Annotated in this window: 25 protein-coding genes and 1 pseudogene; 15 read left to right on the forward strand and 11 right to left on the reverse strand. The window is 44.1% G+C overall.

Going from position 1 to position 25,843, the window contains the following annotated elements; genetic code table 11:
• The first annotated feature begins 2 nt into the window (after positions 1-2).
• From AC07M6_RS02360 to AC07M6_RS02400, 9 genes are all read left to right on the forward strand, one after another.
• Complete coding sequence (locus AC07M6_RS02360; protein ID WP_494887245.1) at positions 3-2,060, forward strand: RagB/SusD family nutrient uptake outer membrane protein; 2,058 nt, start codon at positions 3-5, stop codon at positions 2,058-2,060.
• A 298-nt stretch (positions 2,061-2,358) separates the two neighbouring features.
• A complete protein-coding gene (locus AC07M6_RS02365) occupies positions 2,359-2,910 on the forward strand; it encodes a hypothetical protein (protein WP_494887247.1) in 552 nt (183 codons plus the stop codon).
• Positions 2,911-2,926: 16 nt separating this feature from the next.
• Positions 2,927-3,592: a hypothetical protein gene (locus tag AC07M6_RS02370; protein ID WP_494887248.1), complete on the forward strand. Its 666-nt coding sequence runs from the start codon at positions 2,927-2,929 to the stop codon at positions 3,590-3,592.
• 47 nt (positions 3,593-3,639) lie between these two features.
• Positions 3,640-4,332, forward strand: a complete 693-nt coding sequence (locus AC07M6_RS02375; RefSeq protein WP_494887250.1) for a sensor histidine kinase — start codon at positions 3,640-3,642, stop codon at positions 4,330-4,332.
• Positions 4,329-4,988, forward strand: a complete 660-nt coding sequence (locus AC07M6_RS02380; protein ID WP_494887252.1) for a response regulator transcription factor — start codon at positions 4,329-4,331, stop codon at positions 4,986-4,988. Before AC07M6_RS02375 ends, AC07M6_RS02380 begins: the two co-directional genes overlap by 4 nt.
• A gap of 150 nt (positions 4,989-5,138) precedes the next feature.
• Positions 5,139-5,591, forward strand: coding sequence for an SRPBCC family protein (locus tag AC07M6_RS02385; protein WP_494887254.1), 453 nt, complete (start codon positions 5,139-5,141; stop codon positions 5,589-5,591).
• Positions 5,572-5,895: an ArsR/SmtB family transcription factor gene (locus tag AC07M6_RS02390; protein ID WP_494887255.1), complete on the forward strand. Its 324-nt coding sequence runs from the start codon at positions 5,572-5,574 to the stop codon at positions 5,893-5,895. The genes AC07M6_RS02385 and AC07M6_RS02390 overlap by 20 nt, the downstream gene beginning before the upstream one ends.
• A gap of 9 nt (positions 5,896-5,904) precedes the next feature.
• Positions 5,905-6,525, forward strand: a complete 621-nt coding sequence (locus AC07M6_RS02395; protein WP_494887256.1) for an SRPBCC family protein — start codon at positions 5,905-5,907, stop codon at positions 6,523-6,525.
• 21 nt (positions 6,526-6,546) lie between these two features.
• On the forward strand, positions 6,547-7,017 hold the full coding sequence (locus AC07M6_RS02400) for an SRPBCC family protein (RefSeq protein ID WP_494887257.1): 471 nt from the start codon (positions 6,547-6,549) through the stop codon (positions 7,015-7,017).
• A gap of 115 nt (positions 7,018-7,132) precedes the next feature.
• Here AC07M6_RS02400 and AC07M6_RS02405 read toward each other — a convergent pair whose 3' ends face one another.
• Entirely contained in the window at positions 7,133-7,702 is a 570-nt protein-coding gene (locus tag AC07M6_RS02405) for a dihydrofolate reductase family protein (RefSeq protein ID WP_494887259.1), read from the reverse strand.
• Between the two features lie 278 nt (positions 7,703-7,980).
• Here AC07M6_RS02405 and AC07M6_RS02410 point away from each other — a divergent pair, with 278 nt between their 5' ends.
• The 4 genes from AC07M6_RS02410 (at position 7,981) to AC07M6_RS02425 (ending at position 11,651) form a co-directional block, all read left to right on the forward strand.
• Entirely contained in the window at positions 7,981-8,562 is a 582-nt protein-coding gene (locus AC07M6_RS02410; protein WP_494887260.1) for a Crp/Fnr family transcriptional regulator, read from the forward strand.
• A gap of 117 nt (positions 8,563-8,679) precedes the next feature.
• Complete coding sequence (locus tag AC07M6_RS02415; RefSeq protein ID WP_494887261.1) at positions 8,680-9,573, forward strand: NmrA/HSCARG family protein; 894 nt, start codon at positions 8,680-8,682, stop codon at positions 9,571-9,573.
• A gap of 123 nt (positions 9,574-9,696) precedes the next feature.
• Positions 9,697-10,713, forward strand: coding sequence for an LLM class flavin-dependent oxidoreductase (locus tag AC07M6_RS02420; protein ID WP_494887263.1), 1,017 nt, complete (start codon positions 9,697-9,699; stop codon positions 10,711-10,713).
• Between the two features lie 140 nt (positions 10,714-10,853).
• Positions 10,854-11,651 (forward strand): CPBP family intramembrane glutamic endopeptidase, encoded by a 798-nt coding sequence (locus tag AC07M6_RS02425; protein ID WP_494887265.1) that lies wholly within the window; start codon positions 10,854-10,856, stop codon positions 11,649-11,651.
• 66 nt (positions 11,652-11,717) lie between these two features.
• Here the strand turns inward: AC07M6_RS02425 and AC07M6_RS02430 are convergent, their stop codons facing one another.
• Together AC07M6_RS02430 and AC07M6_RS02435 are read right to left on the reverse strand one after the other, a co-directional pair.
• Positions 11,718-12,419 carry a LytR/AlgR family response regulator transcription factor gene (locus AC07M6_RS02430; RefSeq protein WP_494887267.1) on the reverse strand — a complete coding sequence of 234 codons (702 nt, stop codon included), beginning with the start codon at positions 12,417-12,419 and terminating at the stop codon, positions 11,718-11,720.
• Positions 12,416-13,543, reverse strand: a complete 1,128-nt coding sequence (locus tag AC07M6_RS02435; RefSeq protein ID WP_494887269.1) for a sensor histidine kinase — start codon at positions 13,541-13,543, stop codon at positions 12,416-12,418. The genes AC07M6_RS02430 and AC07M6_RS02435 overlap by 4 nt, the downstream gene beginning before the upstream one ends.
• A 223-nt stretch (positions 13,544-13,766) precedes the next feature.
• On the opposite strand from AC07M6_RS02435, the pseudogene AC07M6_RS02440 reads away from it, so the two are divergent.
• Positions 13,767-13,913, forward strand: a pseudogene (locus tag AC07M6_RS02440) (glycoside hydrolase); the annotation flags it as partial.
• A gap of 75 nt (positions 13,914-13,988) precedes the next feature.
• Here AC07M6_RS02440 and AC07M6_RS02445 read toward each other — a convergent pair.
• Entirely contained in the window at positions 13,989-15,284 is a 1,296-nt protein-coding gene (locus AC07M6_RS02445) for an acetyl-CoA hydrolase/transferase family protein (protein WP_494887271.1), read from the reverse strand.
• Complete coding sequence (locus tag AC07M6_RS02450; RefSeq protein ID WP_494887273.1) at positions 15,275-15,655, reverse strand: hypothetical protein; 381 nt, start codon at positions 15,653-15,655, stop codon at positions 15,275-15,277. The genes AC07M6_RS02445 and AC07M6_RS02450 overlap by 10 nt, the downstream gene beginning before the upstream one ends.
• A gap of 252 nt (positions 15,656-15,907) precedes the next feature.
• On the opposite strand from AC07M6_RS02450, the gene AC07M6_RS02455 reads away from it, so the two are divergent.
• Positions 15,908-16,465 (forward strand): PAS domain S-box protein, encoded by a 558-nt coding sequence (locus AC07M6_RS02455; RefSeq protein WP_494887275.1) that lies wholly within the window; start codon positions 15,908-15,910, stop codon positions 16,463-16,465.
• Positions 16,466-16,582: 117 nt separating this feature from the next.
• On the opposite strand, the gene AC07M6_RS02460 is transcribed toward AC07M6_RS02455, so the two are convergent.
• The 6 genes from AC07M6_RS02460 to AC07M6_RS02485 form a co-directional block, all read right to left on the reverse strand.
• Positions 16,583-18,082, reverse strand: a complete 1,500-nt coding sequence (locus AC07M6_RS02460) for a redoxin domain-containing protein (RefSeq protein WP_494887277.1) — start codon at positions 18,080-18,082, stop codon at positions 16,583-16,585.
• Between the two features lie 81 nt (positions 18,083-18,163).
• Positions 18,164-19,576 (reverse strand): RagB/SusD family nutrient uptake outer membrane protein, encoded by a 1,413-nt coding sequence (locus AC07M6_RS02465; RefSeq protein ID WP_494887279.1) that lies wholly within the window; start codon positions 19,574-19,576, stop codon positions 18,164-18,166.
• A 16-nt stretch (positions 19,577-19,592) separates the two neighbouring features.
• On the reverse strand, positions 19,593-22,874 hold the full coding sequence (locus AC07M6_RS02470; protein WP_494887281.1) for a SusC/RagA family TonB-linked outer membrane protein: 3,282 nt from the start codon (positions 22,872-22,874) through the stop codon (positions 19,593-19,595).
• Positions 22,875-23,066: 192 nt separating this feature from the next.
• Positions 23,067-24,131: a FecR family protein gene (locus AC07M6_RS02475; protein ID WP_494887282.1), complete on the reverse strand. Its 1,065-nt coding sequence runs from the start codon at positions 24,129-24,131 to the stop codon at positions 23,067-23,069.
• 109 nt (positions 24,132-24,240) lie between these two features.
• Complete coding sequence (locus tag AC07M6_RS02480; protein WP_494887284.1) at positions 24,241-24,792, reverse strand: RNA polymerase sigma-70 factor; 552 nt, start codon at positions 24,790-24,792, stop codon at positions 24,241-24,243.
• Positions 24,793-25,054: 262 nt separating this feature from the next.
• The gene (locus AC07M6_RS02485) at positions 25,055-25,648 is read right to left on the reverse strand and encodes a dihydrofolate reductase family protein (RefSeq protein ID WP_494887285.1); all 594 of its coding nucleotides are present in this window, start codon (positions 25,646-25,648) and stop codon (positions 25,055-25,057) included.
• Positions 25,649-25,843: the final 195 nt, after the last annotated feature.

Here is a 25,843-nt window from a genome sequence, read left to right on the forward strand (position 1 = left end):
ACATGAAAACATATATAAAATATATAGCCGCAGTTGCCTTGTGTCTATCTTTTACCCAGTGTAAAAAAAGCTTTTTAGATGTAACGTCCCCATCCAGTGTAGATGATAACTTTGTTACCACCACCACCACCGAAACGTTTAAATCATTATCCTGGTGTTATGCTAATTACCGTCAAAACTGTATCATGGGCGGATACCGGTGGAATGATCCGGTTGGTTCGGATGCCGAATATTATCCGGAAGATGGCTCAACCAATAATGTCAATGCCATTTTGCGTTCCGATCAGTTAGGGGTTGATGCTGCCGCAGGCGGGTTTAATTCTCTTTACCAAACGCTTGCGCTGGCCAGCAGGCTGGCTGATATTATTGGCGCGAAAGACGTTTACAAAGCCGACGCGGCTGCCGGTAAAGCTACCGATTGGACACAACTATACGGCGAAGCAGTAACTATGAGGGCGTTCTGTTATTATCAGTTGGTGATGCATTTTGGCGATGTGCCCTATGGTTATGAAAATACTGGCGCCGACGATTATTCGTTAACCTCTCGCTTTGTTATTTACGACAATTTGATCGAAAGCCTTAAAAAGGTAGAACCGTTAATGTACAATATAGGACAAGGCGGTATTAATGCCGAACGTATGTCCAGAACATATTGCAATGCATTAATAGGAGAGTTAGCGCTTTATGCCGGCGGCTATCAAACCATCCGTACCGATGTAGCCGGCTTGTATGGCAACGTAACCTTTAACAAAAAAGGTAACGAAACCAACAAGTGCGTATACGCCCGCCGTACAGATTACCTTACGTATTATCAAACAGCCAAAACTTATTTGCAAAAGGCTATTGATAATAAGGGAACCGCTGGTTTAGTTACAGCAGACACACGGGCTATAGCCAACACCAACAACCCGTTCCAGCGTCATTTCCAGTACACTGCAGATTTGCAGGTAAGTCCCGAATCGGTGTTTGAAATAGGGAATGTAAGCGGTGCATTGGCAGCAACTACAAGCGAGTATCCCTATGCATTTGGCCGTCCGTCTGATGGTGGTAGTTCTAATGCCGCGCCTAATAAGGTGTTTGGTGCATTGCGGATCCTTCCGATGGTATACTACGGCGATTATGTAAACGCCGATAAACGCAGGGATGCCAGCGTAGCGGTTACCGGAAGCAACGGTGATGGCAATGAAAAGATGCTGACCTTTGTTCCGGGCAGTAAAACCCTGGGAGGCATATCAACCAATAAATGGGATGATAACCGCATGAACCCGCCCTATGTTGCAGCGCAAAGAAACTCGGGCATGAACTGGCCTATATTGCGTATGGCTGATGTTATTTTGATGCTGGCCGAAGTTAAGGCCGAATTAGGGGAAGCCGATGCCATTACCCTGGTTAACCAAATTAGGGAAAGGGCTTTTGGCAATGCAAAATATGACTTAGGCGCCCTGGGTGGTCAGGCGTTAAAAGATGCTGTAATGCAGGAGCGTAAACTGGAGTTGCTTGGAGAAGGAACCCGCCGTTGGGATATGATCCGCTCGGGTAATTTTTCTGAAAGGGCAATAGCTGTTCAGCAGGAACTGGCTACGGTGGTTAACAACCTTAAAACCCAGGGATATCATCGTTTTGCTAACGGATACGAATTTCCTGCTTACATCTGGATTAAAAAGGTTGCTTTAACCAATCCGTTAACGTTTGATTGTGCCCCTGCAGATACTATTGCCAACCCAGCTGCTTACCCGGCATGGAGAGGCCAGTACAACTACAGGAACCTTCCTGCAGTAGCCAGCAAGGTAGTTGGCACTACTAATAACGTAGCCATACAAGGCCTGTTCCGCTATATTAACCCAACAAGTGCCGAAGCCACTGCCCTGCAAACTGCGGGATATGTGAAAACTAATTGGGGGATTGATATGGCCAATAATGTTGTTGTTTATCAGCGCAACCTGCTTTCGGGCATAACGGCTGCCGGTGATCCGCCGAGATATTACTGGCCTATCCCTTCCGAAACACTCAGCAAATCGAAGGGGAAAGTTACAAACGGCTACGGACTGGCACAGCAATAACCCAATATACTACGAACTGACAAGCGCTTCTACTGTTATTGTGTAGTTCATATAAAAAGCAAAAACCTGTAAATTATTTATTTACAGGTTTTTGCTTTTTATGATATTTATTTAGGGAGTTTGGGCGCATAACGCGGTATTAAAAGCGGAAAACAGCCAGGCTGAAAAGCGGATTTAAGGCATACAAAACACTGTTTTCCGCTTTTTGTATGCCATCCTTATTTTGTTGTTTTGTGAACGGTATTTGGTATATTTAAACCAGATCATTTTTATTAATAACCCTTTACTAAGCCTTTTAATGATGAAGAAACAAAGATTATCGTTTGTTATTACGGTGCTCATTGCCATTGCCGCCGGCGCCTGTAAACCCAACACAGAAACATCCGCCAATGTACAGCCGCTTACCGGTGTCATCAGCGATACCACTGCCCGCAGGCTGGTCCAAAATTTTACCGGGCGCGCCCACATGTTTAAAAACTCACAGGATAAGACGAAAGGCTATATCTATCCTGATACGCGCTCGGTCTGGTTCAGTATCGGGCAGTTAAAAGCGCTGATAGACAGCATAGCGGCTGAAAAAGGAGATGGCGTACGTTTTTACCTGGCCGCATACGATTCGTTAAAAAAGCCAGACAGCAAGGTGAGTGATAAGTATCTGAACTATACAACGCTGGTTATGGTATCTACCCGTCCCGATTCGGCGAAGCGTTATCATGTCGACTATTATACCAGCCGTAAGGATAAGAGTGGCAAAAAAGGCGCCATCATTATGGCCCTGCCCGAAAACCAGGGCGAACTATGCCCGCCACCAGCCAACTGCAACGCTTACGGCGCCACATTACTACCATAAGTAAAACAAGAGATTAATGCTTCGATTCGTTACCATAAATACTGTAGCCGAATTTATTTGTATGCTGACAGGATTCTGGTGTTTATACAGGGATAAAGAGCCTGCCTGGCGGCTCTTTATCTTTTTTTTACCGGCAACTGTACTGGTAGAGGTTTGCGGCATTTACCTGCGGGTAGTCAGCAAGCCCAATTTTATGTTATATAATGTGTTTTTGGCGGTGGAATGTGTAGTCCAAAATTATTTTTTTTGCTATTTATACCTTACCTATCGCAACACCAAAAAGCTGCTGGCCGGGTGGTTAATCGTTTTTGCTATTTTTTATTTTACCGAGCTGATAATTAATCGCTTCGGCGCCTATGTTTCACGCGCGTCTACTTTTATGTCGGTAGAACTGATATTGGCATCGGTGTACTTTTATTATTTACTGATCAGGGAAGAAAGATCGCGCAGACTGGCAACTTATGCGCCATTTTGGTGGGTTAACGGTACAGTATGCTTTTATTTTGCCGGAATAACCAGCAATCTGTTCTTTAGCTACCTGGTACAGGATCGCCAGTATGCAATTAGCAGCTCGGCAAGATATATTGTATTCAGTATACTGAATATCATTTTGTACCTTAGTTGGTCGTATGCGTTTATATGCAGATATCGCCAAAGGACCTCTACTTACTTGTCATCTTAGCATCTGCGATCTTCCTGATCGCTCCCTTGTCGCTTATTATCTATATAATGCAATACAACAACCGCAAAAAAAGGCACGAGCAGGAAAAGGAATTGCTAAAAACCAACTTTGAAAACGAACTGCTGAAAAGCCAGATAGAAGTAAAGGAGCAAACCATGCAAACCATAGCCGGCAACCTGCACGACAATATTGGCCAGTTGCTTAGCCTTACAGTGGTTACGCTGAGTACCATCGATCCTGAATCGCCTGCGGGTGTAAGCAAAAAGGTAAAATCGGTGTCGGAACTTACAAAGCGCGCTATTAAGGAAGTGCGCCAGCTTTCGCGACTGATTTACGGGCAGGAGATCATCCGCATGGGGCTTGCCGAAGCCATCGCCTTTGAGCTCGACTATCTGAAGAATGCCGGTTTGCATACCATTACCTTCGATAGTAATTATCAACCGAGGGAGGAGTATCAGGACAAGGAGATCATCCTGTTTCGGATTTTTCAGGAGATATTGAATAATGCTGTGCGGCATGCCGAAGCTACTGCAATTGATGTAACGATCAGGCAAAACGATCAGGGCCTGGCCGTGACCATTAAAGATAATGGCAAAGGGTTTAATGAAGAAGAAGTGGTGAATGAGAAAAAGGGGATGGGCCTGTTCAATATTCGCAGGCGTGTGGCCTTTATTGGCGGCGATATAACGATCACCGTGCAGAACGGCACAGAAATTAAAATTGTAATACCTTACGTATGAAATATGAAAAACAAAAGATCAGGATTGCCGTGGTTGACGATCATACGCTGTTTCGCCAGGGCATCAGCAGCCTGCTTTCGGAATCCGAAGAAATAGAGGTGGTGTTTGATGCTGCCAACGGCGGCGCCCTGAAGGAGAAGGTAGGCAAACAACCCCTGCCCGATGTGGTACTGATGGATATCAGCATGCCCCTGATGGACGGCTATGAAGCAACCAGGTGGCTTAAACAACAACATCCGTCGGTTAAGGTGCTTGCCCTCAGTACGTTTGAAGATGATGAGCCGATTATAAAAATGCTAAGATGCGGGGCCGGTGGGTATATATTAAAGGAATCGACCGCTGCCGACCTGGTATACGCGATCAAAACCATTGCCGAACACGGCTATTTTTTGAACGACATGGTATCTGGCAAGCTGCTGCGATCCATCCGCGATGACGAAAAACCTCCTGATCCACTGGCCAACCTGTCGGCCAATGAAATAAGGTTTTTGGAGCTCTGCTGCTCCGAACTCACCTATAAAGAAATTGCCGCGCAAATGTGCGTAAGTCCGCATACGATAGATAATTATCGTGATGCCCTGCTGCAAAAACTCGATCTGAGATCAAGAACGGGCCTGGTGATATTTGCAATTAAGCACAATATTGCAAGCTGTTAAGCAGCATGTATTCCAGTCTCTGAACTATCCCGGTCACCTTATCGTAAGCATAAACCTGCATAATAAGTAACCACAAATAAAAAAAATGAAAATAAATTTGCGTAACTCAGAAGTTACTTATACATTTGAGTAACTTCAAAGTTACTCATTATGGCAAAAGTTATTAAACATCAGTATTTCTTCGCCCATCCCGTTGAAACGGTTTGGGAGTATCTCACCAATTCGGAGCTTATGGCGCAATGGCTCATGAAAAATGATTTCAAGCCCGTTGCAGGGCACGAATTTCAATTCCGGACAGGCGGAAAAGCTAACCTGAATTTTGACGGTATTTTTTACTGCAAGGTGCTGGACATTGAACCTTTAAAAACACTCAGCTATTCCTGGAACTGCGGCCCGGGCGAAGGCCGGATCACGCTGGAATCTGTGGTGACCTGGCAATTGGAACCCAAAGACAACGGCACCGAAGTGTTCCTGGACCATCGCGGCTTCGACAAGGCAGAAAACCTGGACATGTATCACGGCCTGATGCACGGTTGGTTAGAGAAATTCCAGAACATCGACAAACTTTTAAACGCGGCATCTCATGGGAATACCAACGCTTGATACCTTCCAGGTGATCGGGGACCCGAGTAGACGGAAGATGCTCATGCTGCTCTCGGAGGACAGCCTGACCATTAACAGCCTGGCCGACAATTTCGATATGAGCCGTCCTGCTGTTTCTAAACATGTTAAAATACTGGAAACCGCCGGCTTTATTTCCATCCAGGACCTGGGGCGGGAACGTTATTGTACGCTGAAAAAGGATGGTTTTGAAGAACTAAAGGCCTGGCTGAACTACTTCGATGAGTTCTGGGCTTCGAAACTGAAGAAACTGGAAACTTTATTAAACAGCAAATTACCAAACTAAAGACAATATATGATCACATCAAATTTCACAGCTATGATGTTGACGGCCTTATTGTTCCCGAACTGGAACAGTAAGCCAAAGCAATCGGCCGAAACAAAAGATCCGGTCAAAGTAATCCGTTTAAAACAGCATAATATGGAAAAGCAAGATTACACCGCTTCCATTATAGTGGAGCAGAATCCAAAAACCGCTTTCGAAGCGATCAAAAACTTTCGCGGCTGGTGGTCTGAAGAAATAGAAGGCCAGACAGATAAACCGGGTGATGTATTTGTATATCACTACAAAGACGTCCATATATGTAAAATGAAACTCGTAGAAATGATCCCGGATAAAAAACTGGTTTACGAGGTGCTGGACAATCAGTTCAGCTTTACAAAAGATAAGACGGAATGGATTGGCACCAAACTCATTTTCGATATTTCTGCGGAAGATGGTAAGACCAGGGTGAAGTTCACACACCAGGGCCTGGTGCCGGAATACGAATGTTACAAAGTTTGTTACGATGCCTGGGGAAATTATATTACCAATAGCCTTTACAGTTTAATTACTACCGGAAAGGGAAAACCTAACCCGAAAGACAAGGACGGTTTTAATGCCGAACTGGCGGATAAATGGAAGATCAAACATTAAACAGCTCAATAAAAACCAAACATGAAAACACAAGATTTTACAGCTACCTTATTGGTAGATCAAACTGCGGAAGAAGTATTTCAAGCCATTAACGATATCCGCGCCTGGTGGTCGGAAGATTTTAAAGGCTATTCAGAAAAACTGAACGATGAATTTGAGGTACGCTTTGCAGATATGCATTATTCTAAACAAAAACTAATCGAAGTGATCCCGAACGAAAAGGTAGTTTGGCTGGTTACCGACAGTTATCTAAGTTTCCTTGAAGATAAAACCGAATGGACCGGCACCCGGATCCGCTTTGAAATTGCTAAAAAAGAAGACAAAACGCAGCTACATTTTACCCATGTTGGTTTAGTGCCGGAAAGCGAATGTTATCAGGACTGTTTTAAAGGTTGGAACTATTTTTTGCAGCACAGCTTGTTAAACCTCATTACAACAGGTAAGGGCCAACCGCATCTAAAAGACGACGTCCTGGTAAAAACCGAGGTATAATTGCTCAGGGGGACTATCCAACGGCCGAGGCTGTCTGATCGAGACAGCCTCGTTTTTTATTTAAAAGTATTTTGGCAATCGATATAGGTATTGCCTGTGCCATCCCGGCGAAAGATTATTTTTTCAGCGGGCCAAGGTGTTTATAAGTGTTGAGCAGCAAACCTGTTGGTGTGGTCAATGTGCTCACAAATTCGAGTTCGCGCGCGTCAATACTGTCGGACAATAAGCGTTTACCCCGGCCAAGCAAAACCGGGTAGGTGATGAGCACAAGTTCGTCAGCCAACCCCTGGTCAAGCAACAGGGACGTTAGCGTCGAGCTACCCACAACGATCAGGTCGGGGCCGTCCGTTAACTTGAGATCGCGGATCCCCTTTACAACGTCCTCGCCCAAATGCTGCACCGGGCCCCATTCCAGGCTGTCGGGCCTGTGGGTAGCTATGTATTTGGTTGCAGCGTTTATAGCATTTGCCATTGGGAAATCTCCGGCATTAGGCCAAAAGCCACTGAATATATCATAGGTGCTGCGTGCAAGCAGCAGGTCAAAGTTCGGCCCGTATGCCTCAAAGAGAATTGCAGCCCCGGCAGGGCTTCGATAAGGTGTCGTCCATGCGCCATAGGTGTAGTCTCCGTCATGTTCTATCACGCCATCAAGCGAGATATGTTCGAAAATTCTGATCTTTCTCATGTTGTTTCTAATTAGCTTAATTATTATCCAAATTTAAAGAGGACGAGGTACATCTGTGAGGTGCAATCGCGACAATGTGAGGGTGTTTTTTAACCGTTTGCATTTTTCAAAAACGAGGATGCTCAGCGCCTGCATTTTATCCATGAGACAACCTCTTTTTTATGGTTTTGATTTGACCAGGGGAGGGTGATAGGTTCCTATTTGTATACATTGGGTGAACTGACAGTACGCGACATTCTTTATATCTTTGTATGGGTTTAATTTAATCGCCAGGATCAATGCACAACAACCTTTTAAGCTACATTAACCGATATGCTACCTTGCCACTTACAAGTGATGAAGAAGCGTTAATTGCAGCAACCTTTAAACCCAAAAAACTCAGGAAAAAACAGTACTTTTTAGAAGAAGGCAATGTTTGTAAATACGTTGGTTTTATTATAAAAGGTGCTATGCGGCAATATAGCGTAGATGACAAGGGTGTGGAGCATATTGTACAATTATACATTGAAAATTATTGGGCAAGCGACCGTGAAAGTGCTGTTATGCTTACACCATCGAAGTATTATATTGATGCCTGGGAAGATACCGAACTACTGGTTGCTAACATAAAAGATATGCTTGATCTGATAGAAAAAGTACCTGCATTTGGACAAATGACAAGGGTAATGGACCAAAGAAGCTTCATCGCTTCGCAACGAAGATTGAATTCTACCATTAGTAATACAGCAGAAAAACGGTATGAAGAATTTGCCGATAACCATCCTCAGTTTCTTCAACGGTTTCCCCAACATCTCATTGCATCCTTTTTGGGCATAACTAAAGAAACTTTAAGCAGAATTAGAAAACAAGCAGTTAAATAAATTCCATTTTAAATTTTGGTTTTAAAAAAGCGTTGATATTTATCAACGCTTTTTTTTATCATTTCTCATCGTCCCAGGGCATGCCGTTGCTGCAATTTTACATCATAAAACAAACAGATGAAAAAGCAAACAATAGTAGTAATTGGAGCAACAGGTGCACAAGGCAAGGGTATTGTAAACGCCCTTGTAAATGAAGGCTCTTTCCATGTAAGGGCAATAACCCGTAATCCGGAAAAGTATACGGGCAGGGCAAACGAAGCAGTTTATGCAGATCTGCAAGATATGCAATCATTAAAAGACGCTTTTAAGAATGCTTATGGTGTATTTGCAGTAACCAACTTTTGGGAAGGTGCAGACGAGATTGCGCAAGGTAAGAATGCCATTGAAGCGGCAAAGGTAACTGGCGTGCAGCATTTTATTTGGTCAACGCTTCCGGATGTAGAGATCATTAGTGAAGCGGCATTTGAAGTTCCTCATTTTACCGGCAAAGCAAAGGTGGATGATTTGGTAAAGAATGCAGGGTTTAAATACTCAACATTTGTTCAGCCACCATTTTATTACCAAAACCTTGTCGGGGCGCTTGGGCCACAGCCCAAACAGGATGGCACAACCGGATGGACATTACCGATTGACCCGGCAAAAAAAGCGATTCACATGTCGGACATTAACGACCTGGGAAAAGTAGTTGCCGGTGCATTTTTACAGCCTGAAAAAGTTGGAAATGGTAACTATCTTTCAATTGCCACAGAACTAAACAGTTTTAATGATATTATTAAAGCATATAAAGCCAATGGAAAAGATCTCAGCTTTTCGCAGGTGCCGGTTGAATTGTTTTCAACTTTCTTTGAAGGCGCAAAGGAATTTGCTGAAATGTTTGGATATTTTGAAAAGCACACCTATATGGGGCCAGATTCGGGGTTGCGGATTGAATTGGCAAAAGATATTGCCACTGGCAAATTTGTGTCTCTGCAGGAATGGCTAAGTCAAAACCATACAGAAGATGTGCAATAAACCATATCCCGGGGCGCTTCCTGAAAAACTAAAAACATAAAATGGCAATTGCGGGCAAATAGCCTTAAATTCAGCGGCTGTGCCCGCAATGGTAACGTGACAAAATAAATGATTTAACAAATAATGGAAATAGGAATTGATAGTTTCGCATCGGCCATGTACGGCAGCAATACCCTGAGCAGTGTTGATGCGATGGAGCAGTTACTGGATAGGATCACCTTAGCGGATGAGGCCGGATTAGATATTTTTGGCATAGGGGAGCACCATAAAAAGGAGTTTTTGGATTCGGCCCCGGCAGTTATCCTCGCAGCCGCAGCAGCCCGCACAAAAAATATCCGGCTTTCCAGCGCGGTAACGGTTTTAAGTACGGCCGACCCGGTACGGGTATACCAGAACTTTGCAACACTTGACCTGATCTCCAAAGGCCGGGCAGAGGTGGTGGTAGGTCGCGGATCTGCCATTGATGCCTACCCCTTATTCGGATTCGATCTTAAAGATTATGATGCCCTGTTCCAGGAAAAACTGGAGTTATTGCTCCGCATCCGCGATCAGGAGTTTGTTACCTGGTCGGGTAAGTTTAGGCCCGCGCTGGAAAACCAACCCGTTTACCCCAGGTCTTTACAGGAAAAACTACCCGTTTGGCTGGGGGTAGGCGGCACACCGGAATCATTCGCCCGCGCGGGAACGCTGGGCCTGCCGTTAATGGTGGCTATCATTGGTGGCGAAACGGAACGCTTTCGTCCTTTGGTTGATTTGTATCGCGAAGCAGGGCGCAGGGCGGGGTTCGCGCCGGATCAGTTAAAAGTGGGGCTGCACTCGCCGGGCTATGTGGGGGCTACCACCGGGGAAGCGATTGCGGATTATTATCCCGGTTATGCCGAACTTTGGACTAAACTGGGCAGGGAGCGCGGCTGGCCGCCAGTAACTAAATCACAGTTCGACAGGCTGATAGCCCCTAAAGGCGTATTGCTGGTTGGCGGGCCCGATCAGGTGGCTGAAAAACTATTACGGCATAGTGAAGCCTTAGGAGGTATAAACAGGTTTACCTTCCAGATGGACAATGCCGGGCTTAGTCACCAGCAACTCATGCGTTCAATAGAACTGATTGGTAAAAAAGTAATTCCTTTGATAAAGCATTAAACCAGGGCAGTAGTTTGGTTAATGAGAAGTGGATGTTCATCTGCCACCTAACCGGTTTTGCAGGAAATAATCCTGTACTGGTCGATCTTTCTTTCATGGCAATTAAGTTTTAACGCTCTTTGAAATAAAAAAAGAGCATCGTGAAAACATTAATTCAAACATCCCCGGCCTGGCTGAAAGTATTGATCTACTTTTTGATCATGTGGCTGGCCTCCTTTATTGCCGGTATCGTTCCGGCCCTGAACGGCCTTTTCTATTTTTTTGCGATATCGCTGTTGGTCAGCTGGTTTTTCCTCCGCAGCGATCATTTGACCCTGTCATCACTTGGTTACTACCCTCAGGGTAAGCGCCACTGGATGCAATTGCTCACCGGCATCGTGCTCGGCTGCCTGATGCTGGTGGTAACAGCTGTGATTACCTTGGCACTGACCAAAGCCAGCTGGCATTTCAACAAGGGTATTGACCCTGTATATCTCCTGATCACGTTCATTATGTGTGGCTGTTCCGCTTATATTCAGGAATTTGTATTCAGGGGATATCCGTTCCAGGCACTGTTAAAAAGATATAGCCCCTGGGCGGCCCAAGTGGCCATTGTAGTACCCTTTGGCCTTATGCATGTAAACAGTTTGATGTCGCTGCAGGATATGGTGACGGTTATGCTGACAACCGGATTAGGCTCGCTATTATTTGGTTTGGCCTATATTAAAACCAAAAACCTGATGCTGCCTGCCGGTATACATCTGGGCTGGAACTTTTCACAAGCACTTATCCCCCGCACTTCAGGCGCCAACCCTAAAGCACTGATTTCGGTTACCGGCGACTCGATCAGTTATGGTTCATTTGCCATTTTGATGCCTTATCTGGTCATAGTTAGCCTTGCCATTCTGCTTCTGGTATTCGTGGATTTTACTAAAAGTGCCAAAGAAATAAACGGGTGATAACTTAGTTATTACCGGCATCCGTCTCTTTTACAAAAAACGATAGATATATAGAGAATGATCAGATCAAAGGCGAAGTTTCTTAAAAAGCTGCTCCCGGTAATTAGCCCCTATCGGGATCTCGGCATGGCTTAATTCGATAGTGTTTCCCTTTACAGCCTGTATCTTTTCCATATTAACGATGTAGGACCGGTGGACCCTGAAAAACTTATTCTGCGGCAGCATATCTTCCAGTATCTTTAAATGCAAACTGGCCAGCATTCGCTTATCAGCCAGATAAACCGAGCAGAAATCACGCTCGGCCTGTACATACATGATCTCGCTATGATTTACACGGATCAATTTAGCGCCCTGCCTGATAAAAAGATAGTCTGGTATTTCCTGTTTTTCGCCACCAGCCCGGGCATAACCAGTTAAGCGTTCCGTTACTTTTTGTACCGCCTGATAAAAGCGTTCAAACACAATCGGTTTTACCAGATAATCAACCGAATTCAGTTCGAAGCCTTCTACAGCATACTGGGAATAGGCTGTTGTAAAAACAACAAGCGGCGGCTTTCGCAGGGAGCGAAGGAATTCGGTGCCGCTGATCACCGGCATTTGGATGTCCAGAAAAACCAGGTCAACCGGGTACTCATGTAAGCCTTCATAAGCTTCAGCCGCATTCCTACAGCTTTTTACCAGGATAAGTTCCGGAATCCGTTCGATATACGTTTTCAGGATATCCCTTGCGATGGGTTCATCATCAACCACCATGCAGTTTATTTTCATGTTAATTGTATGGTTAAATCTACAGCATAACCAGTGTCCGATATGGAGGGCTCGTACCAGTAATTACCCGGATAGTAGAGCGCCAGCCTTTTTTGAAGGTTTTTTAAGCCGATACCACCCGGGCCGGATTTGATCCGTTGCTGGTCGATGTTGTTATCAACGGTAAAGCGAAGCCTGCCGTTGAGCACATCCAAAAATATACTAATAAACGACCCTGGTTCGTCTGCGCTGAATTTAAATGCATTTTCAATCAGCGGGATCAGCAGCAGGGGTGCTATTTCATAACTGCCATCATCCGTACTATAGTCGAAAACCACTTTCGTAAAGTTCAATCTTACTTTTTCCAGTTCAATATAATCATTCATCAACTTAATCTCTTTGGCAAGCGGCATACTATCTTCGTTCGAATCATATAAAATATAACGAAGCAGTTCGGAAAGGCGCGCGACAAGATCTGCTGACCGCTCCCTGTTACCATTCATAATCAGGCCATAAATATTGTTCATGGTGTTAAACAAAAAGTGGGGGTTTAGCTGGGCTTTCAAAAAATTAAATTCCAGCTGTATGTTCTCTTTTGCCAGTTTTAAACTGTCAATACTGCTGCGATAGGCATTCAAGGTGGTTTTAAGGCACATCGGGATAAACAGTGTCAGCAAGAGGGAAAATGGTGTACCAAAGCTCAATAGGCGTTGCAGCAAAATATTGGTAATGTCTGAACGAACTAAATTGTAATATCCGGGTTGATTTTTAGCCAAAGAGACCATGCAATCCGGGCAGGTATTCAGTACTAATCTTTCGGTAATGGTATCAATTACCGTATACACTACCAGCAGAACGATAATGATCATAAATGTTGTTAAATACTTCTTTTTACTCAGCAGATGTTTCCATACAACATTAACCAGCACATAGTAAAATGCCGCGACAAAGCCCGTACTGAACAAACTGAGCGCCGCCTTGTCGCCAACAGGGAACCTATCGTAAACATTGAACGTGATGAGTGTGAGATAAAATCTCAGGCCGAAAAGCAGGGTCCAAAAAAACAGGTGCAGAATAATGCGACGAGGTGCTTTAGGGTATAACAGATCGGTGATCTTAATTACAGGCATAAGTAAATTTGCCATTTTATATTAAGTAAGCCAATAAAAAAAGACGAATAGGGTAAAAACGACTGCAAACTGGCTTTAATATGCTGCATAGCACGGGTTTTGGCATTTTAACAGTGAAGGTAGTTATTGCCGTTGACTGAGGCCTGGTGATACCATACCCGAAAGGGAAATATAAGAGACTGATAGAATCATTGAAAACCCAATGACGTAAACGAGTTTTAGCTTCCAAGGTGACGCCAGCAATATGCCCGATCCTAACCGCCGTACAGAATGCTTCCTTGATGCCAGTGGTAAATACGGTTTTACCAAACAATCCTGCTATCATTGGTTTGCGAGAAAAGCAAAAAACTATGGCGTATTCCACGCCGATCGCTTTTGTGAATAGCCCCCTGTATTCATGACGAAAAACGGGCTGGGGTTTAAATCTATACCTTCAGTTTTACTTTTAAAGATCAGGCTTTTACGCCCGCTCAAACCGGTCGAAGTAAGCTCTGTCCAAAGTTTCACGATGGTTGGGGTGGGCCAGCCCGATCAGTGCCTTGGCCCGCTGTTTTAAATTTTTGCCGAAAAGGTCAATCACGCCATATTCGGTCACTACCCAATGGATATGGCCGCGTGTAGTAACAACCCCGGCGCCTTCTTTCAGGAACGGGGCGATCCGGCTGATTCCCTTGCTGGTTTGTGATGGTAAAGCGATAATGGGTTTGCCGCCTTCGGACAGCGAGGCGCCGTGGATAAAATCCATTTGCCCACCAATACCCGAATATTGGTACGAGCCTATGGAATCTGCGCATACCTGGCCTGTTAAATCGATCTCGATCGCACTATTAATAGCGGTTACTTTCTGATTCTGGCGGATGATGCTGGTATCGTTCACATAGCTGATATCCATAACGCCTACCGCCGGGTTATCATGCACAAAATCATAAAGTTTGCGTGTGCCGGCCAGAAAAGCCGTAACGGAAAGGCCCGGATGGATCTTTTTCAGGCGGTTGTTGATCACGCCCTTTTCAATCAACGGGATAACCCCGTCAGAGAACATTTCGGTATGTAAGCCCAGGTTTTTGTGTCCGGTCAGATTTTTTAGCACCTGATCGGGGATGCCGCCAATGCCTAATTGCAGGGTTGCGCCATCTTCAACCAGGTCAGCAATATGCTTCCCAATCTTTTCGGTTACCGGATCGGTCCCGCTGGCATAGTCCATTTCGGGTAGTTCTGCCTGGTGCCAAACCATAGCATCGATACGCCCGATGTGTACAAAGCTTTCGCCGTGGGTACGGGGCATTAGCGGGTTAACCTGAGCTATAACATATTTGGCGGTGTCTACCGCAGCCCGGGCAATATCTACCGAGGTACCCAGTGAGCAGTAGCCATGACTATCAGGCGGGGATACCTGGATCATAGCCACATCTATCGGCAGGATCTGCCTGCGGAACAATTGCGGGATCTGGCTCAGGAATATCGGCACATAATCGCCGTCTTCGCTGTTAGCTACGTTGCGTGTGGCGGCAGATACGAAAAGCGAATTAAAAAAGAAACTGCGCCGGTGCTCCGGGCGGTCAAAGTTGACGTTCCCCAGGGTTGTGATACTCACCAGTTCCACATCATGAAGTTCCAACCACCGGGCTTGCAGTGCTTCTACCAGGTGTACCGGAGTGGCCGCGCTGCCATGGATAAATACCCGGTTGCCGGGGTTGACCAGTTTTACCGCCTCTGCAGCGGGTATGTAAGCTATTTCGTTCATGATTACATCCATTGGGCAGCAAAGCGATTGAAATGTTGCCGCATTTCTTTAAACAGGTTTTCTTCGTTATGATAATCCCCGACAATCTTTTCAGCATCAGTAACCGTAGTTTCCCGGATAAAATTCTCTGACAATTTAAGGTCAGCCGCTAACTGATCAAGGTTTTGATGTATGCGGTGTTTCAGGTTATCGATCTGTTCCCGGTGGATGATCAACTGGTTTTGAAAATGTTCTACCTGTTCAGCTACTTCACGGGCAGTATAGTCTCCGGCTATTTCTTCCAGGCGTTCCTGCAGAAAACCGAGTTCCAGCTGGTAAAACTCCAGGCCGCGCAGGCAAGCCTGATGCGAGAAAGTTAAATGTTTGATACTTGTATTTTTCATACAACAAGATTAGGCCGGCAAGGCCGTTCAAAAAATGACCTTCCGCATTTTTACAACTGACGGGTATCATTAGCTAACGGATTTGACTTTAACCGTACTTTTATAAAGAATATCATAAGGGTTGTGAAACCGGGTTCGGGGTTATACCTTAGTCTGGCTTTTAGTTGCTTGTTTTTGTGTTTTTAAAAAAGCAGCAGGGCCTTTTTTATTAAGTATATCTTGCTATATTTAATTAACCTAATAAGGACAATTATGAGAACCGGAGCTACAAAAATAGCTACCCTTTATACGCTGGCCGGTATTCTGTGGATCACTTTAAGCGACCGGATATTGCTGGCTATGCAAAAGCATTTTGATTTAAACTTTGTACTTTTCCTGAGCAGCATCAAAGGAATTTGTTATGTGCTGATCACCGGTGTAATGCTCTATCAATTAATAAGGTTATATACCAAAAGATTGGCGGAAAGCGAGGAACAATACCGTAGTTATTTTGAAGAACATCCCACGCCCCACTGGATCATTAACCGGCGGACCATGCTATTTGTGGCTGCTAATAACTCAGCAGTCAGCCATTATGGCTACAGTCGCGAGGAGTTCCTGAAAATGAGCGCGCTGGATATCCGCCCAAAGGAGGATATTAAAGAATCGATCATGGTATTCAGGGAGTTAAAAACCGGCTTCAATGCTATTGGCATTAAACGCCATTTAAAAAAAGATGGCACTATAATAAATGTAAACGTAACTGCTCAGGTATTGTCTGCACGGCATACAGAAAATGTTATGGTTAGTGCAACCATAATACCAGGCTAAGTTTAGTCTTTTCAAAGCGCCCTGTTATACGCAGGCAGTAATTTACTATTGAGGATTCGCAAATTTAAACAACAAAAGGGGCTTAGCCCCCTTTGTTGTTTAAAAATAGAAAACTGATCAGCTTTTTGTTTTGGCCATATCTATCATCATGGATAATTCGTCAACCGCGGCTTCTTTACTGCCATCAAATCCGGTAAGTTTAAAGCGGATATTCCCTTTCTCGTCTATTACAAACTTTGCAGGTATCCCATAGACCTTATAACTGCTTACTACATTATTTACCTTGGTTTCAGGGTCTTTAGTATCCATCAACACCTGGAAACTGTATTTCATGCTTTCAATATAAGCTTTGGCATCTTCAGCCGGGTTTGCAGTTTTTTCCCAGGTATGGATAAATAAAAACTTTACGTTAGGGTCGTCTTTATATTTATCCACTGCAGCCTGCATAGCCGGGAACGATGCTTTACAGGGGCCACACCAGGTAGCCCAAAAATCAAGCACCACTACTTTGCCTTTTAAATCGGCCAGCGATACCTTGTTGCCCTGTAAATCAGTCAGTGTAAACGGAGCTGCCGGTTCTTTTACAATATCTTTAACCAGGCGTTTTTGTATGCTTTCAATAATCCCTTTACGGATATCGGCCTGGTAAGCGTCTAAACCGACTTCACTTCCTTTTAATTTAACGTACAAAACCTTAAACAAATCCGACATTTCCTGTGTGGCTTTGCCCGATTTAACGGCGGTATCCATCCGGTCAAACGCTTCCTGATTGCGGTTTAACGCCATCAGTATTTGCGAGTACCGGTAATTAAAATCGGCCCTTGGCGCGGCCGATGCTTTAGTAGCCAGGTCAATATACTTTAAGGCCTCCCTGTAGTTTTTTTGCTCGTACAAGATTTTGGCATAGCTGCCCAGCATACTGGCATAGCCCGATGCCGCAAATTTAGCGGCATTGCTATTCCCTTTTGAACCATCGGCATATGGAGCGGTACTTTCAATGGCTTTTTTAGTATAAATAGCAGCGTTTTTTAAGTCGCCATTTTTATAAAAAGTTTCCCCTAAACTGCCGTAGCTATTGCCTTTCCAAAAATCGGCCTGCATTAAGTCGGCATAATAGACTGCTTTGGCTATGTTCTTTTCTTTTGCATACCCGTTGGCCAAAAGGCTGCGCGAGTAATCATAAACCACTCTATCCTCGCCCAGTGGCGAATTGGGATAATTTTCCGGCGGGAATTTTTTTATCCATTCATTATAAGCTGCCTCTGCGTTTGCTAAACCTTTGGCATCGTAAATAGCCTGTTGTGCTTTGCTGCGGGCCTGTACACCATTAGGGAACTTGGTTGGCATAACGGCAAAGAGAGAATCGGACGCTTTTACATTTTTAAGCTGATAATAATATTGGGCAGCCATGGTCATTTCATTTTCTTTATCGCTGGCGGCAAGTAGTTTTAAGCGCTCGTTCAATTGCTTATCGGCAGCAGTTTTAGCAGCCATTAGTTTATCCAGTTGCTTTTTAAGGCTGTCAGTTGATTGGGATTGTGCCTGGGCGTAGTGGCACATCAGTACGCTTAATAAAGCTGTACCTAAACACCTGCTCCAGTTTTTTGGGTTACTCATTTTAATTATTTTTTAAAAATCGATTTCAATTTATTACTTATGGCGTTTTGCGAATGTTTTTAGTGACAAATTCCATGCATTTTAATAGCCCGGGTTTTGGGTAAGGGCAGGATTAACCAACCTTTGTCCATCAGGAATTGGGAATAATACCGACCGGGTTGCATTCCATGTGCCTGGTTTTAGCACGCTTAACACGGCATTTGCCTGGCCTGTTCTTAACAAATCAAACCAGCGGTGCCCGTACTCGCCAAACAGCTCTACTTTTCTTTCCTGTGCAACAGCAGTAAGTAATGACGTTTGCGATCCTGCTATTAGTGTAGGCAAGTTAGCCAGGCCGGCGCGGGCCCTAACTGTATTAACATCGGCCGCAGCCCCTGTTAAGTTATTTTGCTGCGCTCTTGCTTCGGCACGGATCAGGTACTGCTCGGCTAAACGTAATACAACATTAAATTCGTTACCCGCGCCTGCGGTAGCAGCCGTGAAAATTTTGTATTTATTTATCCGGTAAAATTTAGAACCGGTCACGGTTGAATCAACCCAGTTTGTTTTGCGGGCGTCGCCGGCTTCAAAACTGTTGGCAATAGTACTGGTTAACACATAGGGAGGCGGGGCTATATTAGCTGCAGAACTGGCCGTCCGGTATGAACCTGCAAATGCCGAATAACCATAATAAGTGGCAAATTGCAAAATGGTTTCGGTGCTGGTATTGAGGAATGCCGAGGCCGGAGTAGGCAGCGTATATGTTCCGGAACCAATAACCTGTGTAGCCATGGCTTCGGCATTTGCATATTCTTTATGGTATAAATACACCCGGGCCAGCAAAGCGGTGGCCGCCAGTTGGTTCACCCTTGATTTTAAGGTACCCACATAAGTTACCGGAAGCAAACCCTGCGCATCTTTCAGATCGCTGATGATAGAGGCATACACCTGCTCGGGCGCTGTGCGTGGCAAATAGGCATTGGTTAATGCGTCATTGCCTGTAATTAGCGGTATGGCACCGTAGTAATTAACCAGGTAAAAATGCATCATCGCCCTGAAAAACTTAGCCTCGCCCAATAGCTGCGATTTTACAGACGGGGTTAAGGAGGTAGATGCTGTTATCCCGCTAATCGCATCGTTTGCCTCCAATAGCTCGGCATAGGCATAATACCAAAGGTTATTGGCAGTGGTAAGGTTGTTAATTGAAATATTGTTGTTTTCTATCTCGGTGATCTCCGGCGCGGTAGTTAGGGTGTAATGCAATTCATCCGAACTTACGCCGGCAAAAAGTGCAATGCTTTGCTGCAGCGCGTTAAAGCTGTTAAAGATACCATAGTTATATAGCGCAACCACGGCAGCTGTTGCTGTAGCATCTGTTAAATATGCTGTTGATGCCTGGATCTTGTTTTGCGGGGCAGATAATTCCACATATTTATTGCAGGAAGACGTGATGATCAAAGCCGGGATACTCAGGCAGATCAATATTTTTTTTGATATATGATATTTTTGTGTCATGATGATCTCTGATTAATTAAAATGTGCAATTAAGACCGATAACCATTGTACGTAATTGAGGCATGGCTATGAATTGACCGGTACCCAAACCAGGGGCCGCTCCCGAAACGGCTGTTTCCGGATCATACGTGTACTTTTGCCTGGCCCAGGTAACCAGGTTTTCGCCCCTGGCAAATACCGATAAGTTAGTCAGCTTCATAGATCGTACCCATGGCTTTGGCAGCGCGTAGGTTAAGCTCACCGTTTTTAGCTTAATAAACGAAGCATCGCCCCAGTTGGCGTCTGATGAGTTATAATTAAAATAAGGTGTTGTGCCAACGGTAGTTGCGCCCGGGTACATGGAATTATCTCCCGGAGTCATCCAGCGCTGCAGCGCACTGGTGTTTTGATTGCTTGGCCCTGTTCCGTATGGGTAACTGGAAGTATTGTTGACATATCCCATGCGATGGTTAAACAAAAATGACACATCCAACTGCAGGCTTTTATAACTAAATGTATTAGTCATACCACCGTAATAAGGGTGTCCCTGCGGTGCCGGAGCGCGGTCGCCGGCAAAGGTTATCGCGCCGTCGCCATTCATATCCTGGTAGGTGGGTATGCCTGTTGCCGGGTTAATGCCTGTAAAATGATATAGCATAGCCACACTAAGCGGCTGCCCGATAATGTAGGTGCTAAACAGTTTAGAAGGATTAGTAATTTCGGCAATTTTGTTGCGCTGGATAGTTAAATTGAGCGATGTTGCCCACTTAAAGTCTTTTAGCTTAATGTTAGTGGTGTTTAACTCAAACTCAAATCCGCTGTTTTGTATAACAGCCGGAAAGTTGGTAGCGTAGCTGTTAAAGCCCGATTGGGTTGGTAACACGGCAGATACGAGTTGATCTGAAGACCGGTTGCGGAAGTAATCAGCTTTAACATAGATCCTGTCCTTTAAAAACCCTAACTCAATTGCTACATCCAGTTTTTTATTGGTTTCCCAATGCAGATCGGGATTTGGGATGTTTGCAGGATATACAATAGCTTGCCCCTGGTAGCTGTTAGTCGAACCAATGGTATTAAAATAGGCATCGGTTAAATAGTTTTGTATCTGGTCGTTACCGGTGATGCCGTAGCTGCCACGCAGTTTACCAAAGCTAAGCCAGCCGATATTTTTAGTGAAGGTTTCCTGGGTAAAAATCCAGGCTGCGCCAACGGCGCCAAAATTACCGAAACGATTGTTTATCCCGAACCGGGAAGAACCATCACGACGGAAAGTACCATCTATAATATATTTATCGCCCCAGTTGTAGTTTAAGCGGCCAAACAAGGCGGTGTATTTATAGTCTGAATTATTGCTGCCATTATTTACAATAGCTGCTGCATTATTTAAATTGCCGATAAGGGCATCGCTGCTAAAGCCGGTGCCTATTAAGTTTAAGCCATCGGTTAAGGTACGTTGAAAGGTAGTACCCACTAATGCTTGTAAATTGCCGTCCCCAATTTTACGGATATACTCTACCTGTGGCTCTAAAATATAATTAGAGTAGGTATTGTTAGCATAGCGCAACTGATTGGTAGGGGCCGATAAAACAACGTTTGCAGGGTTAAGCGAGGTAAGCGGAGTTTGCAGAGTTTGCTTTAAGCCGGTTTGCGAATAGCCTAAGTTGGCTTTAATATTTAAGCCAGGCAGCAAATGGTAATACACATCCAGATTGGAAATGAGGTTAGTTGTGGTATTGTTGTTGGGCCTGAGCAAATAAGCTAAGGGGTTGGTTATTGACGAATTCCAGTACAGGCTGCCATCGGCATTGTAAAGCGGCAGGTTTGGTGGCAAAGCGTACAGAGTCGACAAGTCGGTACCGATGATGTTGTTTTGCATGTAAGCGTAGTTTACACTAAGGTTAATGCCAAACTTATTGTCTTCGCTTTTGTGGCCTGCGTTTAACCTGTTTGAAAAGGTGTTGGCACCAAAACTACCCGGGAAAACGGTACCTTCCCGGCGAAAGTTAGAGCTAAACAAAAAGGTGTTTTGCGTATCACCCCCCGAAATAGCTATACTGGCATTGGTTGTTTTAGCGGTACCGCCAATAAACTTTTGCTGCCAGTTGGTATAAGCGTTTTGATCCCAAACCAATAAATCGGGGGCATTGGTGGTGGTAGCCGTTACACCGGAAGCGGCAAACGCGGCCTTGCGCATCGCTAAATAATCCTGAGTGTTCAATTCATCTATAAAATGGCTCACCTTACCAATACCCTGGTAAAAGTTAACGTTGTATTTGGTTTTACCGCCGCTGCCTTTTTTAGTGGTAATTAACACCACCCCATTAGCGCCTTTTGAACCATAAATGGCCGTTGCATCCGCATCTTTTAAAACGTCTATGCGTTCAATATCATCCGGGTTAATCATGCCGAGCGGGCTGGTTTCGCCACCATTGGCGCCACCAATACCGTAAGCATTTAAACCGTCTGTTGCCGGTACACTACCATTAAATAAGGTAAATGGAACGCCATCAATAACATATAAGGGCAATGTGCCGTTCGATATGGAACCGATACCCCTGATCTGTACCCTGAAACCACTGCCCGGCAAGCCGTTATTCTGAGTGATCTGCACGCCCGGCAACTTCCCCTGCATAGCTGCCAATGGGTTGCTCACCGGTTGGTTTTCGATATCTTTGGCAGAAAGCGAACTTACCGAACCGGTGTTTAACGCACGCGTAACAGTGCCGTAACCAATAATCTGCACCTCATTTAAACTATTGGCCGAGGGCGACATTTTGATGAGCATGCCGCCGGTAGCAGGCACAGTTTGCTGTATGGTAGCATAGCCAATAAAAGTAAACACAAGCACATGGTCACGGTCATTTAAAACCAGGCTGAAGTGGCCGTTAACATCGGTGACGGTGCTGTATTTAATATCTGATTTTGATTTGATCGAAACACCAGGTAAAGGATTGCCGGTTTCATCTGTAACCATACCGGTAACCGTAACCGGCTGGACTTGCACATCCTGGTTTTCGGCTGTCGGTTTTGGCGATAGTACGATGATCTTATTAGGTAATATTTTGTAAGTAACCGGCAATTTCTCCAGTAATTCATCAAGTATGAGTGACAAATCTTTGTCGGTTGCTTTAAAAGTGACAACCCGGGTAACCGGCACTACCTCGTTATTATACACAAAACGATAATTGGTTTTATGTTCGATAACTTTAAACACATTAGCTAATGATGTGTTTTTTACATCAATGGTCACTTTTGTTTGCGAAAAAACAGCTGCAGTAGTTTGTAAAGTAAGTGCTGCAAATATTAAAAGTAGCTTCATTTTGAGTAACAATTTGCTTTGAGTGGACGCAAATAGATATTGATTGAAGAGTCTGATTTTCTTCATACATTTGTTTTGAATAGTAATGAATAATTTAGTTAATTCTCCTTAAGCCGGGGATGTCGCTGGATATTGCAATTATTCTTAACGGGGAATGCGTCAACATTTCCCGTTTTTATTTAATGCAAATCCTCACTTGGTGATGATCAGTTTTTTTCCATTCAGTTCGTAGTTAAAGGGTTTGGATTGTTTAATTATGTTTAATATTTCCTTCAGGTCTTCATCTTCAAATATGCCGGTATAGCGGTAATCCATTACCTCGGCATCCTTAAACTCCACTTGTATGTCAAAGCGCCGTTTCATCAGTTCTGCTATGTCTGCCAGCGGGCTATTTGTAAATGCCATTTTATTACTCACCCAGGCTGTTTCAACTGTCAGATGCTGATCATTAAGCTGGGCAAGGTTATCTACTTTAATTTTAGATTGATTAGGTTCAATCTTATTTTGATCCAAACCGGATTGATCTTTCCTTACCGTCAGCTTTTCATTAGGATGCAGGATCACCGTTTCATCGGGGCGGTCGTTAAAGTTGATCTGAATTTTACCGCGAATGAGTGAAGTTTCGATGTAGGCATCTTCCGGATAGCTTTTTACGTTAAAGGCCGTGCCTAAATCCTCAATGGTGATCTTTTCGGTATGTATGATAAAGGGGTGTTGGGCGTTATGCTTCACATCAAAAAAAGCTTCGCCGCTTAGCCATACTTCGCGCAGCTTGCCTTTAAAATTATAACTCAGTTTAGTATCGGCATTAACCCATACCTCGGTACCATCGGGCAAGGTAACGTGTGTTTTAGATCCTTTTTTTGTTTCAATTTTGTTAAGCGCTGTAAAGTATGTGGCAGTAGGGGTAAACAATAATACCGCAACTGTTGAAACAATAAGTATGGCGGCCGCAATGCCGGCTAAAAATCTTAAGTTTCTTTTCCAAAAAGGAACGATCATATCGTCGTCGTAGCCTTCAGCCGGGAATGCCTGCTCCCCAATTAGCTGCATTTTTACGGAATGCAAGGCAAAGGCCTGTTCGGCCTTAATCATATCTTCGGCGCTTTGATCCTCAGTTTTATAATTCAGGTACTGATAAAGCTTTTTCCATTCAGGGTTATTATCCATTAATTCCTTCAACTGCAGCAGCTCGCTTTTGCCGGCTTCGCCGGCTATTTGCCTGCTTAAAAGTTGAAAAAATAGTTGTTCAGACATAGTTATCTTGTTTTGCTATCTTTAAGACAACAAAAAACAGCGCTTCCACCGGTCAGGATTAAATAAATTTGGAAAAAAACAAAAAGGCAGATGCGTTTTCGAAAAAATGCTATATCATTTTCAATGAAATTGAAAGTTTTTTTAGGGCAGTAGTCATGTGCCCTTCAATGGTGTTAACCGAAAGCTGCAGTATCTCGGCGGTTTGCTTGTAATTGAAACCATCTTCCTTGATTAAGCGGAATACAACCTGGCACTTCGGCGGCAAGTTGCTGATAGCCTGGTTTATTTTATCCTTAAATTCATTAGAAAGCATTTTTTCTTCGGGCGAACTGCTTGCGTAATATTCAACCTCAATATCATCAAGCGAAATATAGGCTACCTTTTTTTGGGCTTTTAAATAATTTAAAGAGGCGTTTTTGATTAAGGTATATAAATATACTTTCAGGTTTTCTATCTGTTCCAGCTTATCGCCCATCAGCCAAATTTTCATCATCATATCTACATAAAGCTCTTCTGCTGCTTCTTCAGAATGAACGATATTTTTGGAGAAGCGGATGACAGGACTATAGAATAGCAGAAACAACTGCCGGTAGGCCGCCTCATCGCGGTTAATAGCAACCGCATTTTGTAGTTTAACGATATCAGTTTGTATAGGGGCCACTCAATTTGTAATTCCCTAAAGTAGTAATTGGAATTGGTCCATCTATCAAAGCAGGGTAATTATTTAACAATTTGGTAACCTTTTCATTTTACTGTATTAAACTTACACTGGCGCGTTTATTACTATTCCCAAACCAATTTCAGAGAAGTAACCAGTTGCTCACAAGTTTGATGCTTCATTGGTTGAGTTAAGGTTTCAAAGCGAACTTTATCACTTCAATGCATGTGCGTTGAATAGTATATGGCTGATATTTCCAATAAGCTTAAGGGCCAACAGTGCCGGTTTCAACTTTTCCGCTTCGCTTGTAATTGGCCATAATAACGCCGCCTGGGGTAATAGTGCTTTCGGTAAGTGTAAAGGCTGCCGGTATCGCATGATCATTAAACAGTTTTTTCCCTTTACCCAGCAGCACCGGGTAAATATTGAGCCAAAATTCGTCAACCAGATCATGCTGTAATAATAGCTGAACCAGTTGGCTGCTGCCCCAAACTTTGATGTCGGTACCTTCTGAATTTTTGAGCTTTTCAATATCCTCCACACTTGTCAGGAACACAGAATTTCCCCAATCCGACTTATCCATGGTATTAGACAAGACGTATTTTGTAACGTCATTAACGCCTGGCCAATACTCGGCGTGTTTAGGCCAATAAGCCTCCCAAATGTTAAATGTTTTTCTGCCTAAAAGAAGATCGGCAGGTTCCATCTGTTTTTGCATCACCTTACCAGAAACTTCGTCACCATAGGGGGCAGTCCAGCCGCCATACTTAAAATCACCAGATGGATCTTCCTCAGGTCCGCCGGGTGCTTGCATCACGCCGTCTAACGTAATAAATGATAAAACGATTATTTTTCTCATGTTATTAGCCTCCTTTATTTATTGATTAAAACGCCATTTAAGATAGATGATCTTCACAAGATAAATCTCGGGAATAATATAATAACTACAGCGGTGCGTATGCGGCAAATAGAAGGGGAGAATACGACAGGTTAAAAACAAAAGAGCCTCACTTGGTGAGGCTCTTTTCAATTCAGCTACTTTTGATAAAGCAGG

The sequence above is a fragment of the Mucilaginibacter sp. GW821-FHT07H05 genome, from assembly GCF_059418485.1.